Source organism: Acetobacterium wieringae (genome assembly GCF_023700225.1).
GTDB classification, from domain to species: Bacteria; Bacillota; Clostridia; order Eubacteriales; family Eubacteriaceae; genus Acetobacterium; species Acetobacterium wieringae.
Genome location: NZ_CP097897.1, coordinates 1,220,668 through 1,244,394, shown reverse-complemented (window position 1 = coordinate 1,244,394; position 23,727 = coordinate 1,220,668). Strand labels below are relative to the sequence as shown.

At 44.7% G+C, this 23,727-nt stretch carries 23 protein-coding genes and 1 pseudogene; 5 read left to right on the top strand and 19 right to left on the bottom strand.

What is annotated here, in order from left to right; translation table 11 throughout:
* Positions 1-177: 177 nt before the first annotated feature.
* From CHL1_RS06065 to CHL1_RS06055, 3 genes are read left to right on the top strand one after another with little or no spacing between them, the layout of a single operon-like run.
* The gene (locus tag CHL1_RS06065; RefSeq protein ID WP_250935284.1) at positions 178-570 is read left to right on the top strand and encodes an MnhB domain-containing protein; all 393 of its coding nucleotides are present in this window, start codon (positions 178-180) and stop codon (positions 568-570) included.
* A complete protein-coding gene (locus CHL1_RS06060) occupies positions 567-920 on the top strand; it encodes a sodium:proton antiporter (RefSeq protein ID WP_250935282.1) in 354 nt (117 codons plus the stop codon). Before CHL1_RS06065 ends, CHL1_RS06060 begins: the two co-directional genes overlap by 4 nt.
* Positions 913-2,514 carry a complex I subunit 5 family protein gene (locus CHL1_RS06055; protein WP_148637694.1) on the top strand — a complete coding sequence of 534 codons (1,602 nt, stop codon included), beginning with the start codon at positions 913-915 and terminating at the stop codon, positions 2,512-2,514. Before CHL1_RS06060 ends, CHL1_RS06055 begins: the two co-directional genes overlap by 8 nt.
* Here CHL1_RS06055 and CHL1_RS06050 read toward each other — a convergent pair.
* Genes CHL1_RS06050 through CHL1_RS06040 form a run of 3 tightly spaced genes read right to left on the bottom strand, consistent with a single transcriptional unit; the run spans position 2,511 to position 4,573 of the window.
* Entirely contained in the window at positions 2,511-2,741 is a 231-nt protein-coding gene (locus CHL1_RS06050) for a FeoA family protein (protein ID WP_148637693.1), read from the bottom strand. The genes CHL1_RS06055 and CHL1_RS06050 overlap by 4 nt on opposite strands.
* A complete protein-coding gene (locus CHL1_RS06045; RefSeq protein ID WP_070371259.1) occupies positions 2,717-3,493 on the bottom strand; it encodes an HD-GYP domain-containing protein in 777 nt (258 codons plus the stop codon). The genes CHL1_RS06050 and CHL1_RS06045 overlap by 25 nt, the downstream gene beginning before the upstream one ends.
* A gap of 27 nt (positions 3,494-3,520) precedes the next feature.
* A complete protein-coding gene (locus CHL1_RS06040) occupies positions 3,521-4,573 on the bottom strand; it encodes a GGDEF domain-containing protein (protein WP_228880473.1) in 1,053 nt (350 codons plus the stop codon).
* Between the two features lie 394 nt (positions 4,574-4,967).
* Here CHL1_RS06040 and CHL1_RS06035 point away from each other — a divergent pair, with 394 nt between their 5' ends.
* Together CHL1_RS06035 and CHL1_RS06030 are read left to right on the top strand one after the other, a co-directional pair.
* Positions 4,968-5,231 carry a hypothetical protein gene (locus CHL1_RS06035; RefSeq protein WP_228880467.1) on the top strand — a complete coding sequence of 88 codons (264 nt, stop codon included), beginning with the start codon at positions 4,968-4,970 and terminating at the stop codon, positions 5,229-5,231.
* Positions 5,232-5,367: 136 nt separating this feature from the next.
* Positions 5,368-5,967, top strand: a complete 600-nt coding sequence (locus CHL1_RS06030) for a hypothetical protein (protein WP_250935281.1) — start codon at positions 5,368-5,370, stop codon at positions 5,965-5,967.
* Between the two features lie 95 nt (positions 5,968-6,062).
* Here CHL1_RS06030 and CHL1_RS06025 read toward each other — a convergent pair whose 3' ends face one another.
* The 16 genes and pseudogenes from CHL1_RS06025 to CHL1_RS05950 all read right to left on the bottom strand — a co-directional run bounded on the left by CHL1_RS06025 (position 6,063) and on the right by CHL1_RS05950 (position 23,715).
* Positions 6,063-8,987 (bottom strand): methyl-accepting chemotaxis protein, encoded by a 2,925-nt coding sequence (locus CHL1_RS06025; protein ID WP_250935279.1) that lies wholly within the window; start codon positions 8,985-8,987, stop codon positions 6,063-6,065.
* Between the two features lie 292 nt (positions 8,988-9,279).
* Positions 9,280-9,576 carry a GNAT family N-acetyltransferase gene (locus CHL1_RS06020; protein WP_070371254.1) on the bottom strand — a complete coding sequence of 99 codons (297 nt, stop codon included), beginning with the start codon at positions 9,574-9,576 and terminating at the stop codon, positions 9,280-9,282.
* 19 nt (positions 9,577-9,595) lie between these two features.
* Positions 9,596-11,458, bottom strand: a complete 1,863-nt coding sequence (locus CHL1_RS06015; RefSeq protein WP_250935277.1) for a diguanylate cyclase — start codon at positions 11,456-11,458, stop codon at positions 9,596-9,598.
* Positions 11,439-11,861: a GAF domain-containing protein gene (locus CHL1_RS06010; protein ID WP_250935275.1), complete on the bottom strand. Its 423-nt coding sequence runs from the start codon at positions 11,859-11,861 to the stop codon at positions 11,439-11,441. Before CHL1_RS06010 ends, CHL1_RS06015 begins: the two co-directional genes overlap by 20 nt.
* Positions 11,862-12,137: 276 nt before the next feature.
* Positions 12,138-12,799 (bottom strand): annotated as a pseudogene (gene phoU, locus CHL1_RS06005) (phosphate signaling complex protein PhoU).
* A gap of 88 nt (positions 12,800-12,887) precedes the next feature.
* Positions 12,888-13,646 carry a phosphate ABC transporter ATP-binding protein PstB gene (pstB, locus tag CHL1_RS06000; RefSeq protein ID WP_070371251.1) on the bottom strand — a complete coding sequence of 253 codons (759 nt, stop codon included), beginning with the start codon at positions 13,644-13,646 and terminating at the stop codon, positions 12,888-12,890.
* Between the two features lie 8 nt (positions 13,647-13,654).
* Positions 13,655-14,860 (bottom strand): phosphate ABC transporter permease PstA, encoded by a 1,206-nt coding sequence (gene pstA / locus CHL1_RS18405; protein WP_338078298.1) that lies wholly within the window; start codon positions 14,858-14,860, stop codon positions 13,655-13,657.
* A complete protein-coding gene (pstC, locus tag CHL1_RS05990; RefSeq protein WP_250935272.1) occupies positions 14,861-15,742 on the bottom strand; it encodes a phosphate ABC transporter permease subunit PstC in 882 nt (293 codons plus the stop codon). It lies immediately after the preceding gene.
* A 97-nt stretch (positions 15,743-15,839) separates the two neighbouring features.
* Entirely contained in the window at positions 15,840-16,682 is an 843-nt protein-coding gene (locus CHL1_RS05985; RefSeq protein ID WP_070371248.1) for a phosphate ABC transporter substrate-binding protein, read from the bottom strand.
* A 224-nt stretch (positions 16,683-16,906) separates the two neighbouring features.
* Entirely contained in the window at positions 16,907-17,581 is a 675-nt protein-coding gene (locus tag CHL1_RS05980; RefSeq protein ID WP_250935270.1) for an ABC transporter ATP-binding protein, read from the bottom strand.
* A complete protein-coding gene (locus CHL1_RS05975) occupies positions 17,571-18,527 on the bottom strand; it encodes an ABC transporter ATP-binding protein (RefSeq protein WP_250935268.1) in 957 nt (318 codons plus the stop codon). Before CHL1_RS05975 ends, CHL1_RS05980 begins: the two co-directional genes overlap by 11 nt.
* A gap of 66 nt (positions 18,528-18,593) precedes the next feature.
* On the bottom strand, positions 18,594-19,409 hold the full coding sequence (locus tag CHL1_RS05970) for an ABC transporter permease (RefSeq protein WP_250936236.1): 816 nt from the start codon (positions 19,407-19,409) through the stop codon (positions 18,594-18,596).
* 68 nt (positions 19,410-19,477) lie between these two features.
* Positions 19,478-20,482 carry an ABC transporter permease gene (locus CHL1_RS05965; RefSeq protein ID WP_250935266.1) on the bottom strand — a complete coding sequence of 335 codons (1,005 nt, stop codon included), beginning with the start codon at positions 20,480-20,482 and terminating at the stop codon, positions 19,478-19,480.
* On the bottom strand, positions 20,467-22,065 hold the full coding sequence (locus tag CHL1_RS05960; protein ID WP_250935264.1) for an ABC transporter substrate-binding protein: 1,599 nt from the start codon (positions 22,063-22,065) through the stop codon (positions 20,467-20,469). The genes CHL1_RS05965 and CHL1_RS05960 overlap by 16 nt, the downstream gene beginning before the upstream one ends.
* Positions 22,066-22,567: 502 nt before the next feature.
* Positions 22,568-23,110, bottom strand: coding sequence for an HD domain-containing protein (locus tag CHL1_RS05955; RefSeq protein ID WP_070371244.1), 543 nt, complete (start codon positions 23,108-23,110; stop codon positions 22,568-22,570).
* Positions 23,111-23,166: 56 nt separating this feature from the next.
* Positions 23,167-23,715 carry an NUDIX hydrolase gene (locus CHL1_RS05950; protein WP_250935255.1) on the bottom strand — a complete coding sequence of 183 codons (549 nt, stop codon included), beginning with the start codon at positions 23,713-23,715 and terminating at the stop codon, positions 23,167-23,169.
* Positions 23,716-23,727: the final 12 nt, after the last annotated feature.

Sequence of the window (23,727 nt, the reverse complement as noted above, 5' to 3'; positions counted from 1 at the left end):
GGTTGCCGCCTCCAGAAATTGCCCGTTTTTATCTTGACCATTTCAACGCCGATACCCATACCCAAAATGCCGTCGCCGCAATTTATTTAAACTACCGGGTATTTGACAGTATCTTTGAAACCCTAATTCTGCTTGTCAGTGTATCCGCAGTTGTCAATTTATCCTGGAGGCGCAGTGATGACTGACAATTCTGAAATTATCACCCGGATGACCGGACTCTTGTATCCCTTTATTTTATTGTTTGGTTTTTACATTATTTTAAACGGTCATGCCAGCCCCGGTGGGGGATTCCAGGGCGGGGCTGTGCTGGCTGCTGTATTTATCACCCGGTATCTGGTCGATCCGAATCGGTGTATCCGGTTAAGAACACTAAAAACCGCTGAAAAAATTCTGTTTGTCTGTATTATCCTTTATCCGACCTTTTTTTTGTTTTCAGCCACCGCCAACCATACCGAAATAATGAACCTGATCTATCTGATCGCAATGAATTTTTTAATTGGTTTAAAAGTCTGCAGCGGTTTTACCATCATCTTTTTCAGATTTGCCTTTTATGAAGGAGGAATTTTATGATTGCACTTAATGGCGAAACCATCAGTATTGTACTTTTTTTTGTGGGCGTTTATGGACTGATCGCCCGCAGAAATATCATCAAATCAATCATGTCTATCAGTATCATGCAAGTGGCGATCATATTATACTTTGTTAGTACCAATGTAGCTCCTGGGAGCGTCCCACCGATTGGCGATGTAAACCAGATGTTACTGGTCGCCGACCCGCTTCCCCAGGCCTTGATGATTACCGATATTGTCATCGGCATCGGAGTGACAGCGGCGGGTTTAACACTGTTTATTCATCTCTATCATCGCTTTGGATCAACCAACTGGCAAAAAGTCATGAAAAAAAGGAATCGCCATGATTAGTCTGCACTGGCTTATTTTATCCCCGCTCATTATTGGCACCACTGCAAAACTGATGCCCATTAAAGCCGCAAAAAAAATCATGGTTCTCTTTCAAACCGCCTTATTGGCTGCCGTTACCATGATCTTTGTTGAGGTACGTCAAAATGGTCCGCTACTGGAAAACATCGGAAGCTGGCCGGATACCATCGGCATCACTTTAAGGGCAGATTTACTGGCCACTGCCATGGTTTTTTTAAGCTGTTTTTTATTCCTGGCAATGGTCATTTTTGTTCACAACAAAAATTATGCCGACCACCTTTTCTTCTTTCTTTTTCTTGGTCTGGAAAGCCTAATTATTGGAATTTTTCTTTCCAATGACGTATTTAACATATTTGTTCTGATTGAAGCCGCCACCCTGATTATTACCATATTGATTATGTATAAACAGGCAAGTGTTTCTGTATACGATGGGATGATGTATTTTTTGATCAATGTAGTCGCCATGTCATTTTTCTTAATGGGTCTGGGGATGCTTTATAAAAAAATCGGCGTTCTTGATTTTTATGCTCTGGAAGCGGCACTCAGTCAGGTTAACAATCCCGCCAGCCTGATTCTGCCGTATGCCTTTATGATCACCGCTATTAGTTTAAAAGCTGCCTTGATGCCGCTTTTTAGTTGGCTGCCCAAAGCTCACGGGACCCCCAGCGCCCCGTCAGTTGTTTCGGCTATCCTGTCCGGCCTGTATGTTAAAACCGGCATTTACGTTTTCCTCCGGTTGCAGACCACCTTTGCGCCCCTGATTGATACCTCAGAACTGTTTGTGATCCTCGGTTTTATCACCGCTGTCGTCGGTTTTATGCTGGCTCTGGCTCAAACGGATATTAAACTGCTGTTGGCATATTCAACGGTATCACAGATTGGGGTTATTATGATCGGCATCAGTCTGAATAATCCTGCGGCTTACTGGGGTGGCCTTTATCATCTGATGAATCACGCTATTTTTAAATCAACACTATTTCTCACCGCCGGGATGATCATCTCCGAGTATAAAACTCGAAAGATCAGCGAGATCCATGGTGTTTATTCACACATGCCCGCCGTCGGCGTAGCAACGATCTTATCAATTTTAGGGATCATTGGGGCACCGCTGTTTAATGGCAGTATCTCCAAATTTTTGATCGCTACTGGCGCCAGCGGTAGTTGGATCGAATCGGGTCTGATTCTGATTAATCTGGGAACCATCATCGTTTTTATGAAATACGGTCAGCTTCTGTTCGGCCACTCCGACAAAAAAGAAGCAGCCAACTCCGATATTTTGGAGAAGGCCGTCGTATTAACCCTAAGCATGCTGTGTTTTCTCGGCGGAATTTTTGGCAGTGACTTGATCGCCATCCTTTTTAATATTAGTTTGACGATAAACCCGTTATCCTATGGTGAAAAAATGCTGCTTTTTGTGGGCTCAATTTTGCTGGGACTATTGATTTACCGCAGCTTATTCAAAAAAAGAAATCCTTTAGCCTTTATCCGTTCTTTTGAACTCGGTTTTAATGAAATCTGTCTTTCGATCACCTTATTTTTTGCCTTTATGGTCGTCTACTTAAAAATAACCCTTTAACGATATTTTGCAGTTTCAACCTGAATTTTAGCAACAATCTCATAACCCAGGACCAGCTGACTCCCCAATAGCTCGATGGTCATGGGGCCCTGATGCTCGGTGGAAATGACTTTAAGCACAGCGCCCCGAATCAGCCCCATGCTGTAAAGCCTTTTAGACAGTTCTTCATCCAGACTTAACGCTTTCACAATAACCGTACTACCTATTCGACACATGGATAATGGCATATCTCTCTCCTCTTTTTTAATCGCTCGGATGATTCTCTTTCTGTCGGCTTATTTCGTTTAATGAGATCATCTAACAAAAACACAATTCGTCCATCCAGTAGCTGGGGTGATTCGTTAATGATTTCCTGAAATGCCAATTCATAGCTCAACGCCTCCCGGTAATTGCGCTTACTGGTCATGGCATCAAATACATCAGCCACGCCGACAATCCGCTGATAGAGATGGATCTCATCCCCAATCAGATGCCTGGGATAGCCGCTCCCATCCAATCGCTCATGATGATTATGAACAATATCAATGCTCGCCTGGGGCAGCCATTTCTGTCCACTGAGTACCTGATAGCCAATTTCCGAATGGGTTTTAATTACTGCAAATTCCTGATCGCTGAGTTTGCATGGCTTATCCAGTATTTCCCGTGGTAGAAAAAGTTTGCCAATGTCATGAAGCAAAGCGCCCACCCCAATTTCGGTGATTTCCACTTCCCTCAATCCCAGCTCCTGCCCCAGACTCATGGCCAGTAAGGCGGTTCGGATTGAGTGACCCGGCAGACAATTACTGGCACATCGGGGATTTCGGTATTTTTCCAGATCTCTGAAAGATGTCACCTTTAGTTTGGCAATCAGCCGCTTGATATAACTTCTAAAATTTCCATTAAATATCTCCTGATTACCAGCTAAACGATAGCGCTGATCCACTTCAGTTAAATACCTGGAAAAAACATAAATGTCTTGGGATGCTTTTTTTTCAGTCATCTAACTCTCCTCTCCTTGGTTTGGCTCTCATTTGAATTGGGCGCTGGTAACCCGATTCTTGCCGTTTCTTTTTGAACAATATAAAGCTTCGTCGGCCTGATCCACCAGCATCGTCTGTTCTCCCCGGTTTAACGCCACCGTAGAATGACAAACCCCGGCAGAAAGGGTTATTTGCATCGTCTGATGGTCAAATTCGAAAGGGTATTTCGCAACCGTTTCACAAATGCGTTCGGCGATTCGCTGGCCCAAGGGTTGCCCCGTTCCCGGTAACAATATTGCAAACTCTTCCCCGCCATATCGTGCCCCAATATCTGAGCTGCGAAGCTGTTTTTTTATTATCTGAGAAACCTCCCGGATCACATAGTCTCCTGATAGATGGCCATAGACATCATTGACGGTCTTAAAATCATCAATATCCAAAAGAATCAGGGTAATTGGTGCATGTTTTTCGGCAATCACTTCCAATGACTGATAGAAAGCTTGATGATTGGACAAGTCGGTCAAAAAATCGGTCGTCGCCCGGTACTCCAGTAATTGGTTTTTATATTCGATTTCTTCCATTGCATAGTGGTTTCGCTTGTAAACATCACTGATTAACTGGTTCAATTCACCAACAAAAAAACTAAAACCCATCAGCAACACTCCCTGAATAAAAATGACACCTCCAGAAAAATAATTCGTTAAAATTCCCACCAACAGATAGCCAAACGTCGCAAGCAGCCCATGAACGATACTTTTCGTACGATCATTGGCTAGACTGGCCGTCAGGATAAATAGGCAAAGAATCGGCAGAACCAGGAAAAAAAAGCTGTTCAGATAGATACTGCAGATGGAAATAAAAAGAACGTCCACAATACTTTGAAAATAACCACCTAACAAATTTTCCAGTTTCAGGATTTTCCCGATGGCAAGGAGGTAAAGCTCAAAACCAATATAGATTCCATAAGCAATCAGCATGATTGTCATCATTTCTGTCATCATCTGAGAAAAAAAATAATAAACCAGTACCACTAACACCAGTATGCAGTGGATCCCCATATATATTTCAGTAAAGATCTGATCCTTTTTTGTATTCACCATTCTTAACTCCCGCATTTTTCTTTATTAGATAAGACTAACTCAAAGCCCAAAACAATAAGTTAGCATTTTCTAACTTATTGTTTTTCAGTATATCACTGTGTTTTAATTTTATCAAGCGCTTTTATTGATTATTGTCCGTCAAACTGTTTAAACAATGATAATGCAGGTTCTATCAATCGCTCAGATTAAACGTATGATAGCCGCAAATGATAATTTTTATTCTCTGGCAAAAGTCTGCTTATCTTTAACCATAAATCCTAAAGTTATTATAAACTATGGCGATATTAATAGTAAGCACGAATCAATACGATTCAAATAATCTCAGATGAAAACCACATCGACCAACACGTCTCCCTTACAAAAAACTATTACCGGAAAACAGGAGGTTCATCAAATGAAGTGGATTCAAGACATTAAAGCAAGCACCCGGCCATGGTTGACATTTTTATCGGGCTTTGTGACCATCACTCCTGATAAACCCGATGAAACAGCAATTATTAATGATTACTTTGTGACCTACCTGCAAAACATTGCAGCGGATCAAATTAAACTGGTTTCCTGTGAAACAGAACAACTAAAACATGAAACCAATGAAGTGCCATCACAACACCCCGAAAAATCATTACGCACTTTGTCGTCAATAAAACAGATCGGATAAAAAATGTCCTTTCAGCCTTGTAATCTGAAAGGACATTTTTTACCTGTGATATTTAAAATAAATGTTATTTTTGACCGAATTATGTCGATATAGTTTAGAGAAGCTCGTTACTATTATATTAAATAAGGAGGCTGTTATGAATACAAATGCAATTGATGCCAACAAGTCCTTGAATCAAGCGATTCAAACCAAAGGCGTTACTCAAAATGCTGACGTTAAAGTTGAACCCGAAGCTGCAGATAAGGTTCAGTCAGTCGTGCAAAAACTCGACTCCATTGAACTTGGCACAGCAACTTCACAAGACATCGGAACCTACACGGTCGACCGTAAAAAGATCAACGAAATCAAACAGGATTTTGCCCGTAACACGGAGTCGTTCAAAAAAATGGTTGAGACCATGATTGAAAAACAGGGCAAAAAAGTCAGTCAGGTTCTTAAAGATCTGGCAGAAGGAAAAGATGTTCAAATCACGGTCGATTCTGAAACCCAGGCAGCAGCTCAGGAAGCGATTTCTGAAGACGGCTATTTTGGCGTCAACAAAACATCCGAACGAATTATTGATTTTGCTAAAGCCCTCTCCGGCGGTGATAAAAGCAAGATCGAAACCCTGAGAAACGCTTTTAAAGAAGGTTTTGAAAGTGCCAAAAAAGCCTTTGGTGGCGAACTCCCTGAGATCTCCCAGCAAACCTATGATAAGGTTATGCAGGGTTTTGATGATTGGGCCAAAGAAGAATAATATCCTATCTGCCCCAAAAACACTTTTTATCCTGGAGCGATGCTCCTCTATCAATAAAAAGACAAGGAAAAATGCTTCCTTGTCTTTTTTTAGTCTTATCTTTTAAGTTTAAACCGTGATATCATTTCTTTTAGTAATTGCGATTGACCCGATAATTCTTCACTGGCAGCGGCTGACTGCTCGGCTGTAGCTGTATTTCCCTGGACAACCTGGGAGACCTGATCAACCCCCAGATTTATCTGGGTGATGTTGGTGGCTTGATCATTGGAGGCTTCCGCAATTTCCTGAACCAATTGCGCAGCCTTGGTAATTTCTTCGACAATTTCTTCCAATGCAATGGCTGTTTCATCAGCAATTGCATTACCACCCTCCGTTTTTTTCACCGAACCTTCAATTAAAACCGTGGTTTCCTTGGCTGCTTCAGCACTTCGGGCGACCAGGCTTCTAACCTCTTCTGCCACCACCGCAAAGCCCTTGCCATGTTGGCCAGCCCGGGCCGCTTCCACGGCCGCATTCAGTGACAGGATATTGGTCTGGAAAGCGATATCGTCAATAACCTTGATGATTTTTGAAATATTTCCCGAGGCCTGGTTGATTTCATCCATAGACGCCTGAAGTTGGCGCATGCTATCATTCCCTTTTTGGGCTTTTTCCTGGGCTGTCGTTGAAAGCATGTTGGCTTCGCTGGCCCGTTTGGCGTTATCTTTGGTTTTATCAGCAATTTCATCAATGGAGGAGCTCAATTGCTGGATGGCAGCAGCCTGTTCAGTTGAACCCTGGGCCAGCATCTGACTGCCATCTGATACCTGTGAAGCACCGGCAGATACCTGATCGGCGGCTTCATTCATATCTTTTAAAATCCCATTAAAGGCTTCAATAATATGGTTAAGGGCGGTTTTAATCGGTTCAAAATCGCCTTTATAATCGCCGATGATGCTAACAGCCATATTTGAATTGGCCATCTGATCAAGAATCTCAGACACCTCATCAACAATTCCCTGTAAAAAGTCCAGGGTACTGTTTAACGAATCTTTAATTGCTGAATGCTCACCCTTATAGTCTCCGACCATCCGTAACTTCAAGCTGCCGTTGGCTACTTCTTCCAGTACCAGATTGGCTTCCTGTATTGGTGCCACGGTGGCTTCCAGGGTAGCATTGATGCCGGCAACAATCCGGGCATATTCACCGCTGTGTTTATTGGTGTCAGCCCGGGCATTCAGATCGCCCGCCACTGCCGAATCCACCAGACGATTGGTGTCTCCCACCAGCATTTTAATACTTTCAAAGGTACGGTTTACAGACTCTTTAATCCGGGCATATTCACCTTTATAGTTGCCTTCCATTCCCTGATCAAGATTACCCTGAGCCATCGCTTCAAGTACCACCGATGCCTCGTGAATCGGCTCTGCCATTGCATCCAACGTCGCATTGACCCCAGAAATAATTCTGGCATATTCGCCACGATGTTTGGTTGTATCAGCCCGGGTGTCCAGTTCTCCAGCGACGGCAGCGGCTACTAAATAATTCGTGTCACTTACCAGCATTTTAATGCTCTCAAAGGTCTTATTCACTGAAATTTTAATGACTGCATGCTCACCCCGATAATTCCCCTGCATATCCTGGTCAAGATTACCCTGGGCCATGGCTTCAAGTACCACCGAAGCTTCTTTGATTGGTTCAACAACAGCATCCAGAGTCGCATTGACCCCAGCGATCACCTTTTGGTAATCCCCATCGTATTTGGTTTCATCCGCCCGCTCATCCAATCGACCTTCCACGGCAGCGCTAACTAACATATTGGTATCGGTAATCAGGGTTTTGATGGCTTCCTGCGTGTCCTGCAATGCCGGGCCAACCTGATCATGATCTCCAACCATAATAATTTCATCATCCAGATTTCCCTGTGCGATATGTTCAAGTTTATCAATCAGATTGTCCTGAACATTCTGTTGCATAGTTGCAACGGCCTTTAGCATGGTTCCAATTTCATCCTGGCGATTAATATATTTGCCAGCATTGGAATGTTCGTCATAGCGAAAATCAAAACCTGCCAGCCGATTAAGCTCTTCTGTTGTCGCCACAATCGGTTTTGAAATGGTTCCACTGATGAGAAATACCGCAAATGCAGCGACGATAATTGCCAGCACAATTACTGTGATGATCGTATTGCGAACCTCTGCCACCTGGGCATCCAGTTCAATCTGATCCATCGCTACCGATAAAACCCAGGGCGTCCTTTCAACCGGTGCATAGCCAACTAAAAAGTCCTTTCCTTCCAGACTGTAATCTCCAAATCCCGGTTCCCGGGTTGTCATCTTACTACGCACCAATTCAGCTAATTGCGCATAATCCGGATTTTCTTCGTCTGCTTTGGCAAAATTAAACTGCTGCTTAACCAGCTCCAGATCGGCATTTCCGACTGCAATCCCGTCATTGTTGATCAATGAACCAAAACCCGTTTCACCATAGGTAACTTCGCCAACAATATTGCTGAGCGTCTTCCCTTCTTTTCTTCCATAAAGGACAGCGGCGATCGCTCCGTTTTGATAAACTGGTGTCGCAAAAAGTAATACCGGTTCACCGGTAACCCGACTGATGGTGATGTCCGAGACGGTCGGCACCCCGGCGGCAGCACCTTTAAAATAACTTCGATCAGCCACATTAACGGCATCGCCAGCAGCACTCTGGGTAACCCCATTGCCGCTTAAATCTGCTAGAACAAAGGCATCATAACCGACTCGAGCCGCTTCACCTTCAAAAAAAGCTACCCGTTGTTCTTTTGACACCGCCGGATCCAGAATCAGTGAATTTTGTGCCAAACCTTCCATATAGTTCAGCTGATTGTTTATTCTCGCTTCGATATAGCGGGCCTGAACCTCCGCCGTACTCTGTAATTGTTCATGTGCATCTTCCTCTAAAACGCTGGTGAACTGATTAACCACAATAACCCCCAGAATACCGGTAACCACCAGAATCAGTGCGGTAAACAACGTGATAAGACGTAATCGGATCGATTTCATCGTTTCCCCTTTCTTTTCCCTTTTATACTACTCAGCTGCGCTGAGATTTACCAACCAATGTTGATGGCATCTTTACAGACTGGCTGTAATAATATACCACATTTTATCATTTGCAAACGTTTCTTTTCATAATTTTGCCATAATTATTATCGTTTTTTACAACGATTCGCTTATTATACGGTTTTAACCTGCAAAAAACAAGGGCATAAAAATAAAAAGACAGATAATAAATCCGCCTTTTTTGATCGTTTCGATATTCTTGCTGTTTTTCACTTGAAACGGTTATCGAATATTAATTATCACATGAATCGGTGTCATCTGAAAAAACATCACCATAGTCCGGGTTTTCACTGAGCACCTTTTCGGCATAGGAACAATAGGAGCTAATTTTAAGTTTATTTTCCCGGGCGAACGCCACTGCCTTAGCCACCAGCCTAACCCCCAGTTCCTGACCTCGGAGTTCTCTGGTGACATAGACATGCTCAATAATCAAGTGTTGGCCTTCAAGGTGATAACTCAATAAACCGACAGGTTCATCTTCATTGACGCCCATATAGAACTTATTTTTCGCTTCATGAATGGTTTCCATTTAGTTCCTCCTTCTATCCTTAACTTTCAGCGACCACACGATTTCGCCCCTGACTCTTAGCCCGGTAGAGGGCCTGATCCGAGCGGATTAAGAGGGCATCAATCGTTTCGTTTTTACGCAATTGGGATACTCCAAAAGAGCAGGTCTTTTTTCCCACCTGCCTAAACACATGCGATTCAATCATTACCCGAAGTTTTTCGGCCAGAACCATGGCCCCAGACAGATCCGTGTCAGTAGAGATAATGATAAACTCTTCGCCGCCCCATCGACCTAAAACATCATTTCTCCGGATTCCTTTGGCCAGAATCTCGGTGATCTCTGTTAACACCTGATCACCAACCTGATGACCAAATTGATCGTTCACTTTTTTGAAGAAATCAATATCCACCATAATCACCGATAAATCCCGCACCATATCATCTGCCGCAGACTTTTGCTGCTTTAGCACCTCATCAATCTTACGACGATTATAAAGACCGGTAAGTTGATCTTTAATGGCCAACTCTTTTAACTCTTCTTCCAACCGTTTACGCTCCGTTACGTCCCGTTCCATGTAAAGTACACCAATGGGATTGTTGTTATTATCCCGGAGAATATTAGCATTAACCTCGCAATAAAAATGACTGCCGTCTTTTCGTACCATCAAATATTCAGCAGCTCCAGTTAGATTTCCCTTGATCATTTCGGTGATATAGTAAATTGCTTTCTGTTGATGGCTTTCGTGAATAAATTCCAAAATATTTTTCCCAACACATTCTGCCATGGAGTCAAGGCCCCACATTGAATACGATTTTTCGGTTGCAAACTCTACCACCCCATCCATGGATGAAATTGCAATCCCATCCGGAGATGTCTCAATGATAGCCTTGAATTTTTCTTCGCTGGCTCTGAGGGCTTCTTCGATATATCGTCGTTCAATGATTTCATCCTGGAGCCGTCGATTTGTTTCGATTATTCGGGCGTGGGCTTCTTTTTCTTCTGAGATGTCCCAATTCGTACCAATCATCCGCACAGCGTTTCCACCTTCGTCGTACTGTACCGTTGCTAAAGCACGAATGGTGTGAATGGAACCATCCTGCCAGACCACCCGGAACTCAAAATTGTATTCTTGTTTTTCCCGGATAGCCTGTTCTAACGCTGCGATTAGCTGTTCTAAATCGTCGGGGTGAATGACCTGTTTCCAGATTTGTTCCGGAACCCAATAGTTTTTTTCTGGTAGATCATAAAGCTCCAGCATTAAGTCATCAAAAAGCATTTGATTGGATAAAATGTCCCAATCCCAAATTCCGACCCGCCCAGCCCGAGTAGCCAGGGTAAGCCGGGTAGATGTTCGTTTTAATTCTTCTTCAGCCTGTTTTTGCTCTGAAATATCAAGAAGGACACCATTCCAAAGACAATCACCATTTTTCAACGGGGTTGGCTCGGATTCAAACCGAATCCAACGGATCGCTCCCCCAATCTGGCTACGCCCTTCCCAGCGAAAACTCTGACCACGGCTGGTCGCCCCTTTTTTTGCCGTTCTCAGCGATTTCCGATCATCGGGAAAAATGGCCCGATCAACCGCCTCGGTATCGGCCAATACCTCAGCAACCGTTAAGCCCAGCATCTGGCAGAACTTTTCACTGCAGTATTCAAACCGGGTTTCGCCAGTACTTTTTCTGCGCATGGTATAGATCCCCACAGGAATCCGCTGTACCAGCTTATCATAGCGGGCGTTGCTTTGGGCTAAGGCCTGTTCCGCTTTTTTCGTCTCGGTAACCGTCCAGACACTTTCCATTAACAGGGTGATGTTCAATATGTCTCTTTCGACATAATCCGTCGCTTTATTGGCTAACCCCACCACCCCGACAATTTCCTGATTCTTAAAAACAGGAATGGTCAAAAAAATTATTCAGCGGGACATGTCCTTTGGGATAACCTTTTTTGAGCGGATTTTTTTGTTGATAATTGTTTATGACAATTGGCCGTCGTTGACGCACGGCTTCCCCCCAGATCCCGGTTTTTTCCAAGTGATAGACGGTCTCCAGCTTTTCGACATGACACGCTTCCATGACCTCTTCAGACCAGGTATTTAAAACAAATTCTTCTCGGTCTTCATGGTAATGGTAGATATAACCGATCTGGCTACCAGTGAGTTCGATAGCCTGGGTGAGTGCATAATCCAGAAATTCCTGAATGGAATCTGAAGGATGCTTAAGAATATCGACCAGTCGTCTTAACCGCTCTTCGCTGTCTTTATCTTCGCCGATAACAGTTGTGGCGCTTTGTGTTTTTTTCTTATTCATAGTATCTTCCAGTCCCTTTGCAAAAATTCAACCCGGAAATGACGCTCGTAAAATAAATAATAATCATTCTCTGCCTACGATCATTATAATCAGGACTGGCAGAAATTACCATCATTTTTATTCAACTTGCCCATTTGTTTTAGTCATATTTTGTTTGCATAGTTAATTACCCAAATCGATGCCTGCTTATCAACTATTTAAAATTTAACGGTAAATAAATTGAATTGCAAAAAAAAGTCGGTGGTTTTATTTATCCGACTTTTTTATGCTTGATTTTTAATAACTATTCCGCTGATTTTTCAAGTTCCATGGCCTTGATTTTTTTTGGAGAGCCAGTGTCTGTTCAATCGTCTCTTCATCCAGGTCGTTAAAATCAATGTAGTCACCGGTAACGATATAAAAGACTGTTTCAAAAATATTGGTAGCGTGGTCACCAATCCGCTCCAGATAGGAACCGACGAAAATAAATACCGAGCCCTGATGGATATTTTTGAATTGTCCATCATATAGGCCAAACATTCATGATGAATCTGAATATTCAGAGCATCAATCTCGTCTTCCATATCCACCACTTCTCTTAAGCGACTAATGTCTTCATGAACAAAGGCCGCAATAGCCAGCTTTAACAACTTTTCGGCCAATTCGCAAGCCCTCGGGATATCAACCAGTCGTTTCATATACACAACTTCCGACAGTTCCAGCACCCGCTTGGAAATATTCACCGCTAAATCAGCAATTCGCTCCAGATTGGTGATAATCTTATAGGTAGATGCCAGCCGCCGCAGATCCGTGGCTACTGGCCCCTGAGTCGCAATCACCTGACTGACTACCAGCTGCAGTTCAATTTCTTTGGCATCCACCAGATCATCCCGGTCGATGACCGATCGGGCCAGTTCGCAATCCTGCGATTTTAGCGCAGCTACCGAATCAGACAGCATTTTTTCAGTCATCGCAGACATCCGTAAGATTTCATCTTTGATCATTCGCAGTTCTTCATTATATTCAATTCGCATTTCATTCTCCTTATCAACCGAAACGTCCGGTGATGTAATCCTCAGTCCGTTTATCATGGGGGTTTGTGAAGATGATCGGTGTTTCATTGAATTCGATCACCTCGCCCATCAGAAAGAAGGCGGTTTTATCCGATATTCGTCCCGCCTGTTGCATCGAATGGGTGACGATAATAATGGTATAATCTTTCTTTAAACTGGACATCAGATCTTCAATCTTGGCCGTGGCAATGGGATCGAGCGCCGAGGTCGGCTCATCCATTAAAATCACCTCCGGGTTCATGGCAATGGTCCGGGCAATACAAAGCCGTTGCTGTTGACCACCGGATAAACCCAGAGCCGATTTGTTGAGTCGATCCTTGACTTCATCCCAAAGGGCTGCCTTTGTCAGACTTTCTTTTACCAGGGCATCAAGTTGGTTTTTATCCTTCATTCCCTGGCATTTGGGACCATAGGCGATATTTTCATAAATACTCATCGGAAAGGGATTGGGTTTTTGAAACACCATTCCCACCCGGGTTCGCAGATTGATGACATCAATGGGCCCGTTAATATCTTTGCCGTCAAAGAGAATTTCGCCCTTTATTTTAACGCAGTCGATCAGATCATTCATCCGATTGAGACAGCGCAAAAAAGTCGACTTACCACAGCCGGAAGGGCCGATGAAAGCCGTCACTTCCTTTTCGCGGATTTCCATATTGATTGATTTAAGGGCTTGAAAATCGCCATAAAACAAATCCAGGTTTTTAGTATTAAACTTTATATTTGTGTCCATATTACTCCTCATTTTTTATTAAAGACGTCCAACTTGTCAGAAGTGATCCGGGACAAGATGTTCAGTACAATAACAATGACAATTATGACAATCCCAATCGCACAGGCGAGTTCGATGTTCCCTTCTTCTTTGGCCACATAATAGGCCTGTACCGTCAGGGTACTACCCGGTGAAAAGAGGGTTCCGGGTATTTGTGCTACGGTTCCAGCAGTTAATAATAAGGCCGCCGACTCACCAACTACCCGACCGATACTAAGCAGTACTGCAGTAGCAATTCCAGGAACCGCACAGGGCAACACCACCTTAAAGATGGTTTGCAGCTTGGTGGCACCAAGGGCCAGTGAACCTTCCCGAAAGGCCATCGGCACGGTTTTTAAGGCTTCTTCGGTACTCCGGATGATAACCGGCAACAGGATAATGGCCACGGTCAGACTACCGGAGATCAGTGAGATCTGAAAATTCATTGCGACTACAAAGAAGGCCATCCCAAACAGACCAAAAATAATCGAGGGAATCCCCGCCAGACATTCAGCGGCGAAACGAATCGCATTCACCAGTCGTCCGGGCTTGGCATATTCGGTCAGATAAATCGCCCCGAATATGCCCAACGGTAAGGCCACAATCAATGACAGCAAGACCATATACAACGTGGTAATAATATTCGACTTGATCCCACCGCCGGGTTGAACAACTTTTATTTTCAATTCGCCCGATTCTGCAGTAATCGTTGCTGCCACTTCTTCCAGCGTCATCTCGCCAAAATCAGTGCCGTTAATGCTCTGGAGAATATAATCGGTGCCAATCGTGATTGCCTTTCCGGTTGAATCAATGGCCCCGTTAAGCGGCGAGTCTTTTTCAATGTAACTAATCACAATCTGTTCCCGCTCGGTACTGTGATTTTTATAAGAAACACTGGCAATGGCAGCGCCGATGTTTTCCACATAGATGGGGCCTTCTTGCAGTGTTTCATAGCGTTGATCATAAGGCTGCTTGCTTTTCATGCTTTCTTCGTCAATGCTCAGTGGTACCTCACCAGACTCCACAAAAGCGTAGACGACCTTTTCGTTATAATCCCGGGTCAAGAAATCCCAGTTTACCAGACCAATTCCTTTTACAAAAATGAACCCTACAATCGAAAGTAAGACACTTAAGGTGATGCCAGTGGCCAGATAAATAAGCCCTTTGACTAAACTATCTTTTGCTGCTCTTCCCATTTAACTACCTACCTTTGCCTTAACCAGTTTATTGACAGCCAGATTGATGATCATGATAAAAATAAATAAAACCACCCCGGTTGAATACAGCAGCTCCTGGTGAACTCCGGAAGCATAACCCATTTCCAGAGCGATGTTGGTTGTTAGCGGCCGGATCTGGTCAAACAGGCTGGTGGGAATCCCCGCAATGGGATTTCCACAAACCAGCATCACCGCCATGGTTTCGCCGATGGCCCGGCCAATCCCCAGTATCACCCCGGTCATGATTCCCGATCGGGCAGCTGGCAACACGACCTTAAAAATCGTCTGGATTTTTGATGCCCCCAGGGCATAAGAGCCTTCCCGATATTCTTTCGGGACAGCGCTGATGGACGTTTCTGAGATGCTGACCACGGTCGGTAAAATCATAATTGCCAGCACCAGGATGGTTGCCAGCAAGGATTCACCCTGAGCCATGGGGGAAATTTTGAGCACATAGGGAACGATAATCCCCAAGCCAAAAACCCCATATAAAACCGATGGGATCCCTGCCAGTAGTTCTACCGCAAAACGGATCATCTTGCCAATCCGGGAACCAGCCAGTTCCGAAATATAAACGGCGGTAAGAATTGCTATGGGTACACCAATTAGTATCGCGCCGAAGGTTGCATAAATGGATCCGACAATCATGTAAAAGATCCCGTACATATTTGAACCCGGGCGCCATTCAACGCCGGTTAAAAAATCCCATAGTGGATAACTATTCGAAATAAATGGTTTAAGTCCGTTAAAAAACACGAAAACTGTAATCGCCAGTACACTGATTACAGCGACGAAAGCACAGATTAAAAAAAAGCCTTCGATGATTGTCTCTTTTCGTTTCTTACGTTTAATTGCCTGCAAAATAAACGCTCCTTTTCATACCCATGCTGGTCACCTGATGTCATGGGATTATTTTAATGAAGAGAGACTCCTTCTCAGGAGTCTCAGTTTTTTGGTATTAAACTGCGATACCACCGTGTTCTTCTACGATCGCCTGTCCTTCGGTACTCATCAGGAAGTCAAGGAATGCCAGGGTTGCATCGTCAACTTTTGACTCGTCATACATGGCCAAAAATGGTCGTGAAATGGGGTAGGTTTTGTTTTTAACATTATCAACGGTTGCTTTTACGCCGTCAACATCAATGGCTTTAACGGTTTTATCAACAAAGGTTAACGAAACATAGCCAATGGCATTGGTATTTCCAGCTACCGTAGTCTGAACATTTCCGTTACCTTCTTTGATGGTGGCATCGGCTTTCAATTTTTCTTTAAAGCCAACCAGTTCTTCGACTGCATCTCGGGTTCCCGATCCATCTTCCCGGGATACGACAACAATAGTTCCATCGGCTCCGCCAACTTCGCTCCAGTTGGTAATTTCGCCCATATAGATTTTAGCTACCTGATCTTTGGTCAGGTTGGTAACCGTATTAGCCGGGTTTAAGACGATGGCAATTCCATCATAAGCAAAGATTAGTTCCGTTAAATTACCCTTTTCTTCGGTTTTCAATTCCCGGGAAGCACAGCCAAAGGAATAGGTACCAGCGGTTGCGCCTTTAATCCCATCAGACGAACCCGTTCCGCTATAGGTGAACTTAGCATCAGGGTTTAAGGCTGTAAATTCTGAACCAGCTGCATCGATAATTTTCTGTACTGAAGTGGAACCGCCACCGTTGATTTCACCGGAAACCGCCTCTTTCGTTGTTGAGGTCGTTGTTGATCCAGATGAACCGCATCCTGCCAGGGTCAGTACGGTCGCACCAACTAACAGTGATACTAAAACTCTTTTTAATTTTTTTGACATTTTTTTCTCCTTCAAATTTCCTTGATTTTCGTTGTTTGCATAGCTATCTTATCAAATAAAAAACCATAAAAGGTTTTGAGGAGGTAAAGAGATTGTTAACAGTCTGTTAAATAGATGGCGTTTAAATTTTTGTTTTCGATTACAGGATTACAAAGCAAAAAAAGACAAAAACAGACTGGTGATTCAGCCTGCTTTTGTCTTTTTTATTACTTCGATTTAAGTGCTTATTCCAGCTGAGAAACCAATAGACCATCCGGCTTTAGATCAAGGTTCTTTATCTCGCCCTCACAATTATTTAGTACCGCTTCCAGATCAATGACCCGATCACAAATCCGTTTAATCAGTTTCTCTTCATGGCTGACAATGATCATCCCCATGTTCCGCTGCTTGACCAGATCCAGCACCACCTCCCAGATTTGGGCCTGAGTGATGGCATCCAGCATCGTCGTCATTTCATCTGCAATGATAAACTGCGTATTCGGAGAAAGTGCTCTGGCGACGCAAAACCGCTGCAACTCGCCGCCGGATAATTCATTGGGCCAGCGGTTCATCCAGGCTTCTTCAATTCCCAACCGGTGCAGCAATTCCCGATCAACTGGCCAGCCTTCGTTGACGGTATCACGGATGCGCCAGCGTGGATTGACAGATTTTTCAGGATGCTGAAAAATCAGCTGAACCGGATTATAACCGGCCCAAGTATTCGCCTTGCCGTTTAATTCTACCCGTCCTTCCCTGGGCTTCTCGTAACCAGCTAAAACCTTGGCCAGCGTCGTTTTGCCGCAGCCGCTATTACCAGTCAAGGCCACAATTTCTCCGGATTCAACAGCTAAACTGATGTGTTTAAAAATCCACCTATTTTGATGATAACCAAAACCGATATTTTTTGCTTCAAGTCGCATGGATACACCTCACTTGTCCGCCTCGGAGATCCTGCATCTCCGGTTTTTTACATTGACACTCCGCTGTTTTTAAATGACAGCGAGGTTCAAACAGACAACCCGGAGGCAAGTCTGTCGGCGTCGGTTGAAAACCGGGAATCGGTTTGAAGTCATTTTCCGGCAAGGCCATCCACAACGCTCGGGTATAGGGATGCCGCAGGGCTTCGCCCCCTTCTTTAAAATCTTCGATGGGGGCTACTTCGACGGTTGTACCGGCATAAAACACGGCAATCCGATCAGCAATCTTCATGGCCGCCTCAATGTCATGGGTAATCATCATCACCCCACAACCCTGATTGGCCAATTCTTTCAGATGTGCAAGGGTTTCTGCCACCACTTCCGGGTGCAGTCCCGGGGTCGGTTCATCGGCAATAATCAGTTTGGCTCCGCCACTGACCGCCGTCGCCACCAAAACCCGCCGGGCCATCCCCCCGGATAATTGAAAGGGATAGAGCAGACCAGCTTCTTTTGACAGATGATAGCGCTCAAAGACCTGCTGCTGCAGCTGTTTTGCATCTTTTGTCCTGATGGTATTTTGCACCTGTTCACCAACCTTCATCAGTGGATCCAGGTAATTGACTGACTGGGGAATCAGGCTGATTTCCTGGCCCCGAAAGACTTTCTGGCGTTCTGTTGTCAGAGCTTGACCCTGATAGCGGATTGTCCCGGTAACCTTGGCATTGGTAGGGAGAATGCCTAAAATGGCATGTGCCAACAAACTTTTTCCTGATCCACTGGAACCAACAATAGCGACAATTTCTCCGCTGTTAACACTGACATTAAGGTCACAAATAACTTCCAGATTTAGCTGTTTCAAGCCCTTTGCATACTGAATAAAGGAAACCGACAGATTTTTTACCACCAGCAATTCCTCCGGATTAGCCAGACTTTCTGTGCTTCTATTCATTATACTCGCATTTGAGTGACTAAACTTACTCGTTTGCTTTGTATTCATTTAACCGCATCCCTCCTTCTATTCGTGGGCACTGTGAGGATCCATCAACAGACGCAGATTATCGCCGATGACATCAAAGGCCCGGACAATAACTAACAGCGAAAGACCCGGAAAAAACGCCAGCCACCACATCCCGGTCGCCAGATAACCCATCGATTCCGACAGAATCACACCGATGGCTGGCAGATGGGGTGATAATCCAAAACCCAGAAAGGTAATCGATGCCTCATGTAAAATGGCATGGGGAAAAATAAGAATCAGACCGACAAAAAACTGGGGCAGCAAATGCGGCAGAATATGTTTGCTGGCGATCCACCAGCGACCTTTGCCCATATGCCGTGAAACCAGCACATATTGCGAAGTACGCACCTGCATGACCTCTGCCCGGATCACCCGGGTCAGACTGGGCCAATGGGTTAGCGCCACCCCGATAATGACGCCTTTGGCGCCACCACCGAGAACCACCGCAATCAGAATCAGGGCCACCAGATGGGGAACCCCCATAAACAAATCGACCAGCCAGGAAATGGCGTCGTCAACCTTTTCACCCATGGTGGCAGCGGCCATCCCCAGCACCAGGGCAATAACCACACTAACGCTCGATGCCAGCAGACCAATTTGAATACTGATGGAAAGCCCCTTAATGGTTCTGGTAAACATATCCCGTCCCAGCCAGTCGGTTCCAAATGGATGCTCCCAGGACGGCGCCAGGTTTTGTTGGGTAAAATTGGTCGCAATCCCCGCATTGCTCATTAACTGAGCCGCAATCATGATCCCAATGAGCAAAGCCGTACAAAATCCGGTGATAATCAGGGTTTTTTGTCGTCGGTTCAGTTTATAACTGCGAATCCCATTTCTTTGCGCACCCTCGAGTATGGTATTTTCTGGTTCAGTTAACACATTCATACGGATGCTCTTCCTTCCTTAATCCGGGGATCCACTACCGAGCAGATAATATCGCCAATCAGATTCCCGGTGAATACAAATATCGCACTGATTAAGACAATCCCCAGTAATAGTGGAACGTCCCCCCGAAGTCCGGCCTGAACCGTTGCCTGACCTAAACCCGGGTAGGAAAAAACTTGTTCCGCCAGCACAGATCCCCCAAACAATTCACTGAAAGAAGCGAATTGCAACGTTACCGCTGGTAGCATAATATTCCTTACACCGTGCTTCCACACCAGACCCAGACCCGACTCGCCATTGGCTCTGGCAAACAAAATATAATCACTTTCCAATACATCCAGTAGTTTTTGCCGGGTGTGCAGGGCAATGTTGGCAACCCCGACGATACTTAAGGTCAGGGCTGGCAAAATCAGATGATAGATTTTTTCAGAAAGGGTCACGTTTTCAGATAGAACCCCTACCGGTACCCCCAGTCCGATGGGAAACCAACCCAGCCAGACCGAAAATATCATCAGTAGAATTAACCCCAACCAGAAGGTTGGGGTTGCCGCCAGGGTTAAGCAATACCATTTGATCGCCCGATCAATCAGTTTGCCCTTGTTCATTCCGGCAATGACCCCCATCAAAAATCCAAAAATTCCCGATAACAGCCAGGCTACCCCCATCAGAGCCAGTGAGGCCGTAAAGCGATTGCCAATCACCGTAAGAACCGGCACCCGATAGATCATTGAGGTACCAAAATCACCCTGTACAATGGCCCCAGCCCAGCTTATAAATTGCTCAACTGGAGGCTTATCAAGCCCCCAGTTTTCAGCAATCTGTTCCCGCTGTTCTTCCGAAACCCGCATCATATCGGCACCAATATAGGCCTGAACCGGATCGATGGGCGAGTTTTTTACCAGAATAAACGAAACGATACACAGCGCAATCAGCAAAGTAAGCATTCGCAGCGCTTTGCCCGCTACATATTTTGCCGAATTCATCTTTATTTTCGGTGCCATTCGGTAATATTCGCTGTTATTGGCCAACCGTGACCATGGGGCTCGGTGCGATTTTGGCCGATGTCCAGACTGTCATCCACCAGGTAAAGATGATCAAGATTTACCAGCCAGGCCCAAGGAGCATCGCCCAAGGTACTGAAGCCCGTTTGGCCATCCCACTGGGCTTTTTTCCAGAGTTCGTTGGCAGCGGCTTCATCGGTCGTAGCCAGGGCCTGATTCATATAGGCATCGACCTTATCATTTTTGTAGAAGGTGGGATCATTGGTCTCAATACCGGCGTTGCCGCTATAGTAAATATTGTACATCTCGATCGGGTCGTGACTTCCCCAGCCAAATAGAACTGCATTTGAAAACATCAGCTTGTAAATTTCATCCCAGCTTTTTCCCTCCACATTGACTTTAATACCAACTGGTGCAAGCATATCCACCACAGATACTGCCAATGATTGTCTGACCTTGTCGGATGATGGATAGATCAGGGTGAACTCGGCTTTGACGCCATCTTTTTCAACAATGCCATCACCGTCACTATCAACCCAGCCGCCATCGGCCAGCATCTTTTTAGCCCCTTCACTATCACCATCGGTAATTGCTGTCTCCGTATTGCCCCAGGGTAATCCATCACAGACTGAGTAGGCTTCAGAACCATAGCCAAGCAAAACCCCGTCGACCAGATTTTGTCGATCAATGGCATAATTAATCGCTTTACGAATGGCCAGGTCTGAGGTGACATCATTGCCGATGGGATAACCTTCGGCTGTGGCAGTACCCGATTTGACATAAGGCAGGGAAATCCCCCGATTGTCAACACTATCGACGGTCTTTAGGGTCATCCCATCCACTTTCTGGCTGGTCAGTGAGGGAACAATGGACGCCATATCCACTTCACCAGCTTTAGCAGCGGCAAAAGTCGCTTCTTCACTGAGATAGAGGAAGGTCACCTTCTTAAATTCAGGTTTAGTCCCATAATAATTAGCGTTGGCTTCAACAATCAGCTGTTGACCCTTGTCCCATTGTACAAATTTATAGGGACCGGAACCCACTGGTTTCTGGGCATAATCACTGCTATAGCTGGCTTTTGGCACAATCCCCAGGGCAGCGGTTGTATAAAGAAAGGTTGACTGGGGTTTATTCAGCTTGAATTCCACGGTATAATCATCAATCGCTTTGGCACTGGCCATCACGCTTAAATCCACCACTGATCCGCTTTTGGCGGTCGTTTCGTAGGTGAATACAACATCGGCGGCAGTTAATGGGGTGCCATCAGAAAACTTCACATCCTTGCGGATCTGATAGGTCCATGTCAACCCATCGTCGCTGATGATGTAACCGGTGGCCAAATCGTTCACGATATTCAGATCGTTGTCCCGGGTCAGCAGGGTACTCTGAAACAATGGCGAGCCATAGCGACCCCAACCGGTGGTGGGGTCAAAACCGTCATCCGGTTCCCCACCAATGGCCAATACCAACTCGTCAGCGGCCCGTGCTGTTTTTTTATCGGTTCCACCATTGCTGGCACAACCAGTTAGCATCATGGCAAACATCAGACAGACCAATCCTAAACATATAATTTTTTTCTTCATCTTTTCTCCTGTGTTTCTCATATTTTTATCACTGATTTGTATATAAAAAAACCATGAAAATTTCATCCCGCTGGGGAATTTAAAACCTTCATGGTTACGTTTTTGTTGGTATTTTCACATTATCTGTGAATTTTTAGGGGCTGAAAAATTTTGCGTATTTTCTTGATTTGAGGGACGGTCATACCTGCTAATTACAGTTATTTTCCAATCGATTGACTAAAAAAATAATTGTACTATATTACCGATCATTAAACATTAGTTGCATTGCGCAAAAAAAGCCATAAATGTGCTCACACAACATTCATGACTTCCAGTGATTTCATATCACAGTTATACTTTTAATTGTTTAATTGGGTAACCTTGTACGTATTAATAAACTGTTTAGAATTATACTTGTATATAGTGGTTTTGTCAAGCCAGATAATTCCTTACACAATCCAAGGAATTAACACTCCGTACTTCTGCCTCTTCACGTTGTTTGTTTCTAACAGGATTTCTTCTTTTAGTCAAAGATCTCCTGTATCAGTGCTTTCAATTCAGCATACATTGCTAAGCCTTCCAGCGGTGCCAATGCATCCAGCACGCCCTGGTAATACCAGGCCTGCTTTTCCTTGCCTCTGACAAAAATATCCCAGACCTCTTCGCCGATTCTTTCGTAATCGGCTTTAACACTTCTTAAGTTAGCCAGCTTATCAGCACAGGCCAGCATCTGCATCTCCCGGGTTGCTTCATTTTTTAAAAAATCGATGGTATGCTGCTTGCGGGCTTCCCAGGGCAAGCTTTTATTTTCCGAGTCGGAGGCGACCAGATCAGCAACAGCATCGCCAAATTCCCGACGGATGGTCGTCAGACTGGTATCGGTATCTTCAACCGTATCGTGGAGCAGTCCAGCCATAATCAGGACTTCGTTTTCTTCCGGGTCGACGGCTTCGCTAAGAATTTTGGCGACCTCAAAGGGATGCGTGATATAGGGAACCTGGGAACCCTTGCGGAAATGACCTTCGTGGGCTTTGGCAGAAAATTCAATGGCTTTCGATATTGACATAGACCCTCCTTGATTTTTAACGCTCATCAAAATAATTCCAAACTAAATAGTAATGATCAGCGCTTATTTAAAATTTTATCATAAACCGCCTGCATATGGGGTTCACTGACATAGTTGGCCAGTTCGGGGATGGCAATCCATCGGACCCCGCTGTTTTCATCCGGTTTGATGGCCAGTGGTTCATCCTCAGAAGCCGAAAGTAAATAGGCCACTGATAAATGTAAATGGGCTGAAACCGGCTGATTGTTTTTAAGATGACCAAAAACCGGTAAAATATCCAATGAAATAATATTGTCAGACATCGCTGTCACCGTGCTTAATCCGGTTTCTTCTTTGGCTTCCCGGATTGCCACCTGCAGCAGATCTACTTCGCCATCGGCATGCCCTCCAGTCCAGGACCAGGACTGATAAATATTGTGGTAGATCATTAACAGTTTATCCCGTGCCGGATTAAAAATCAAGGCGGAACTGGTCAGATGGGCAATTTTATTGTCCCGGAGCAAAACATCCGGATTATTATGAATAAATCGGATAAAGGTCTGCTGATCGGCCTGTTCCTGAGCTGATCCGGGTTTGAATTCAGTGATGGCGGTTAAATAGTTCATAGACACCTCACG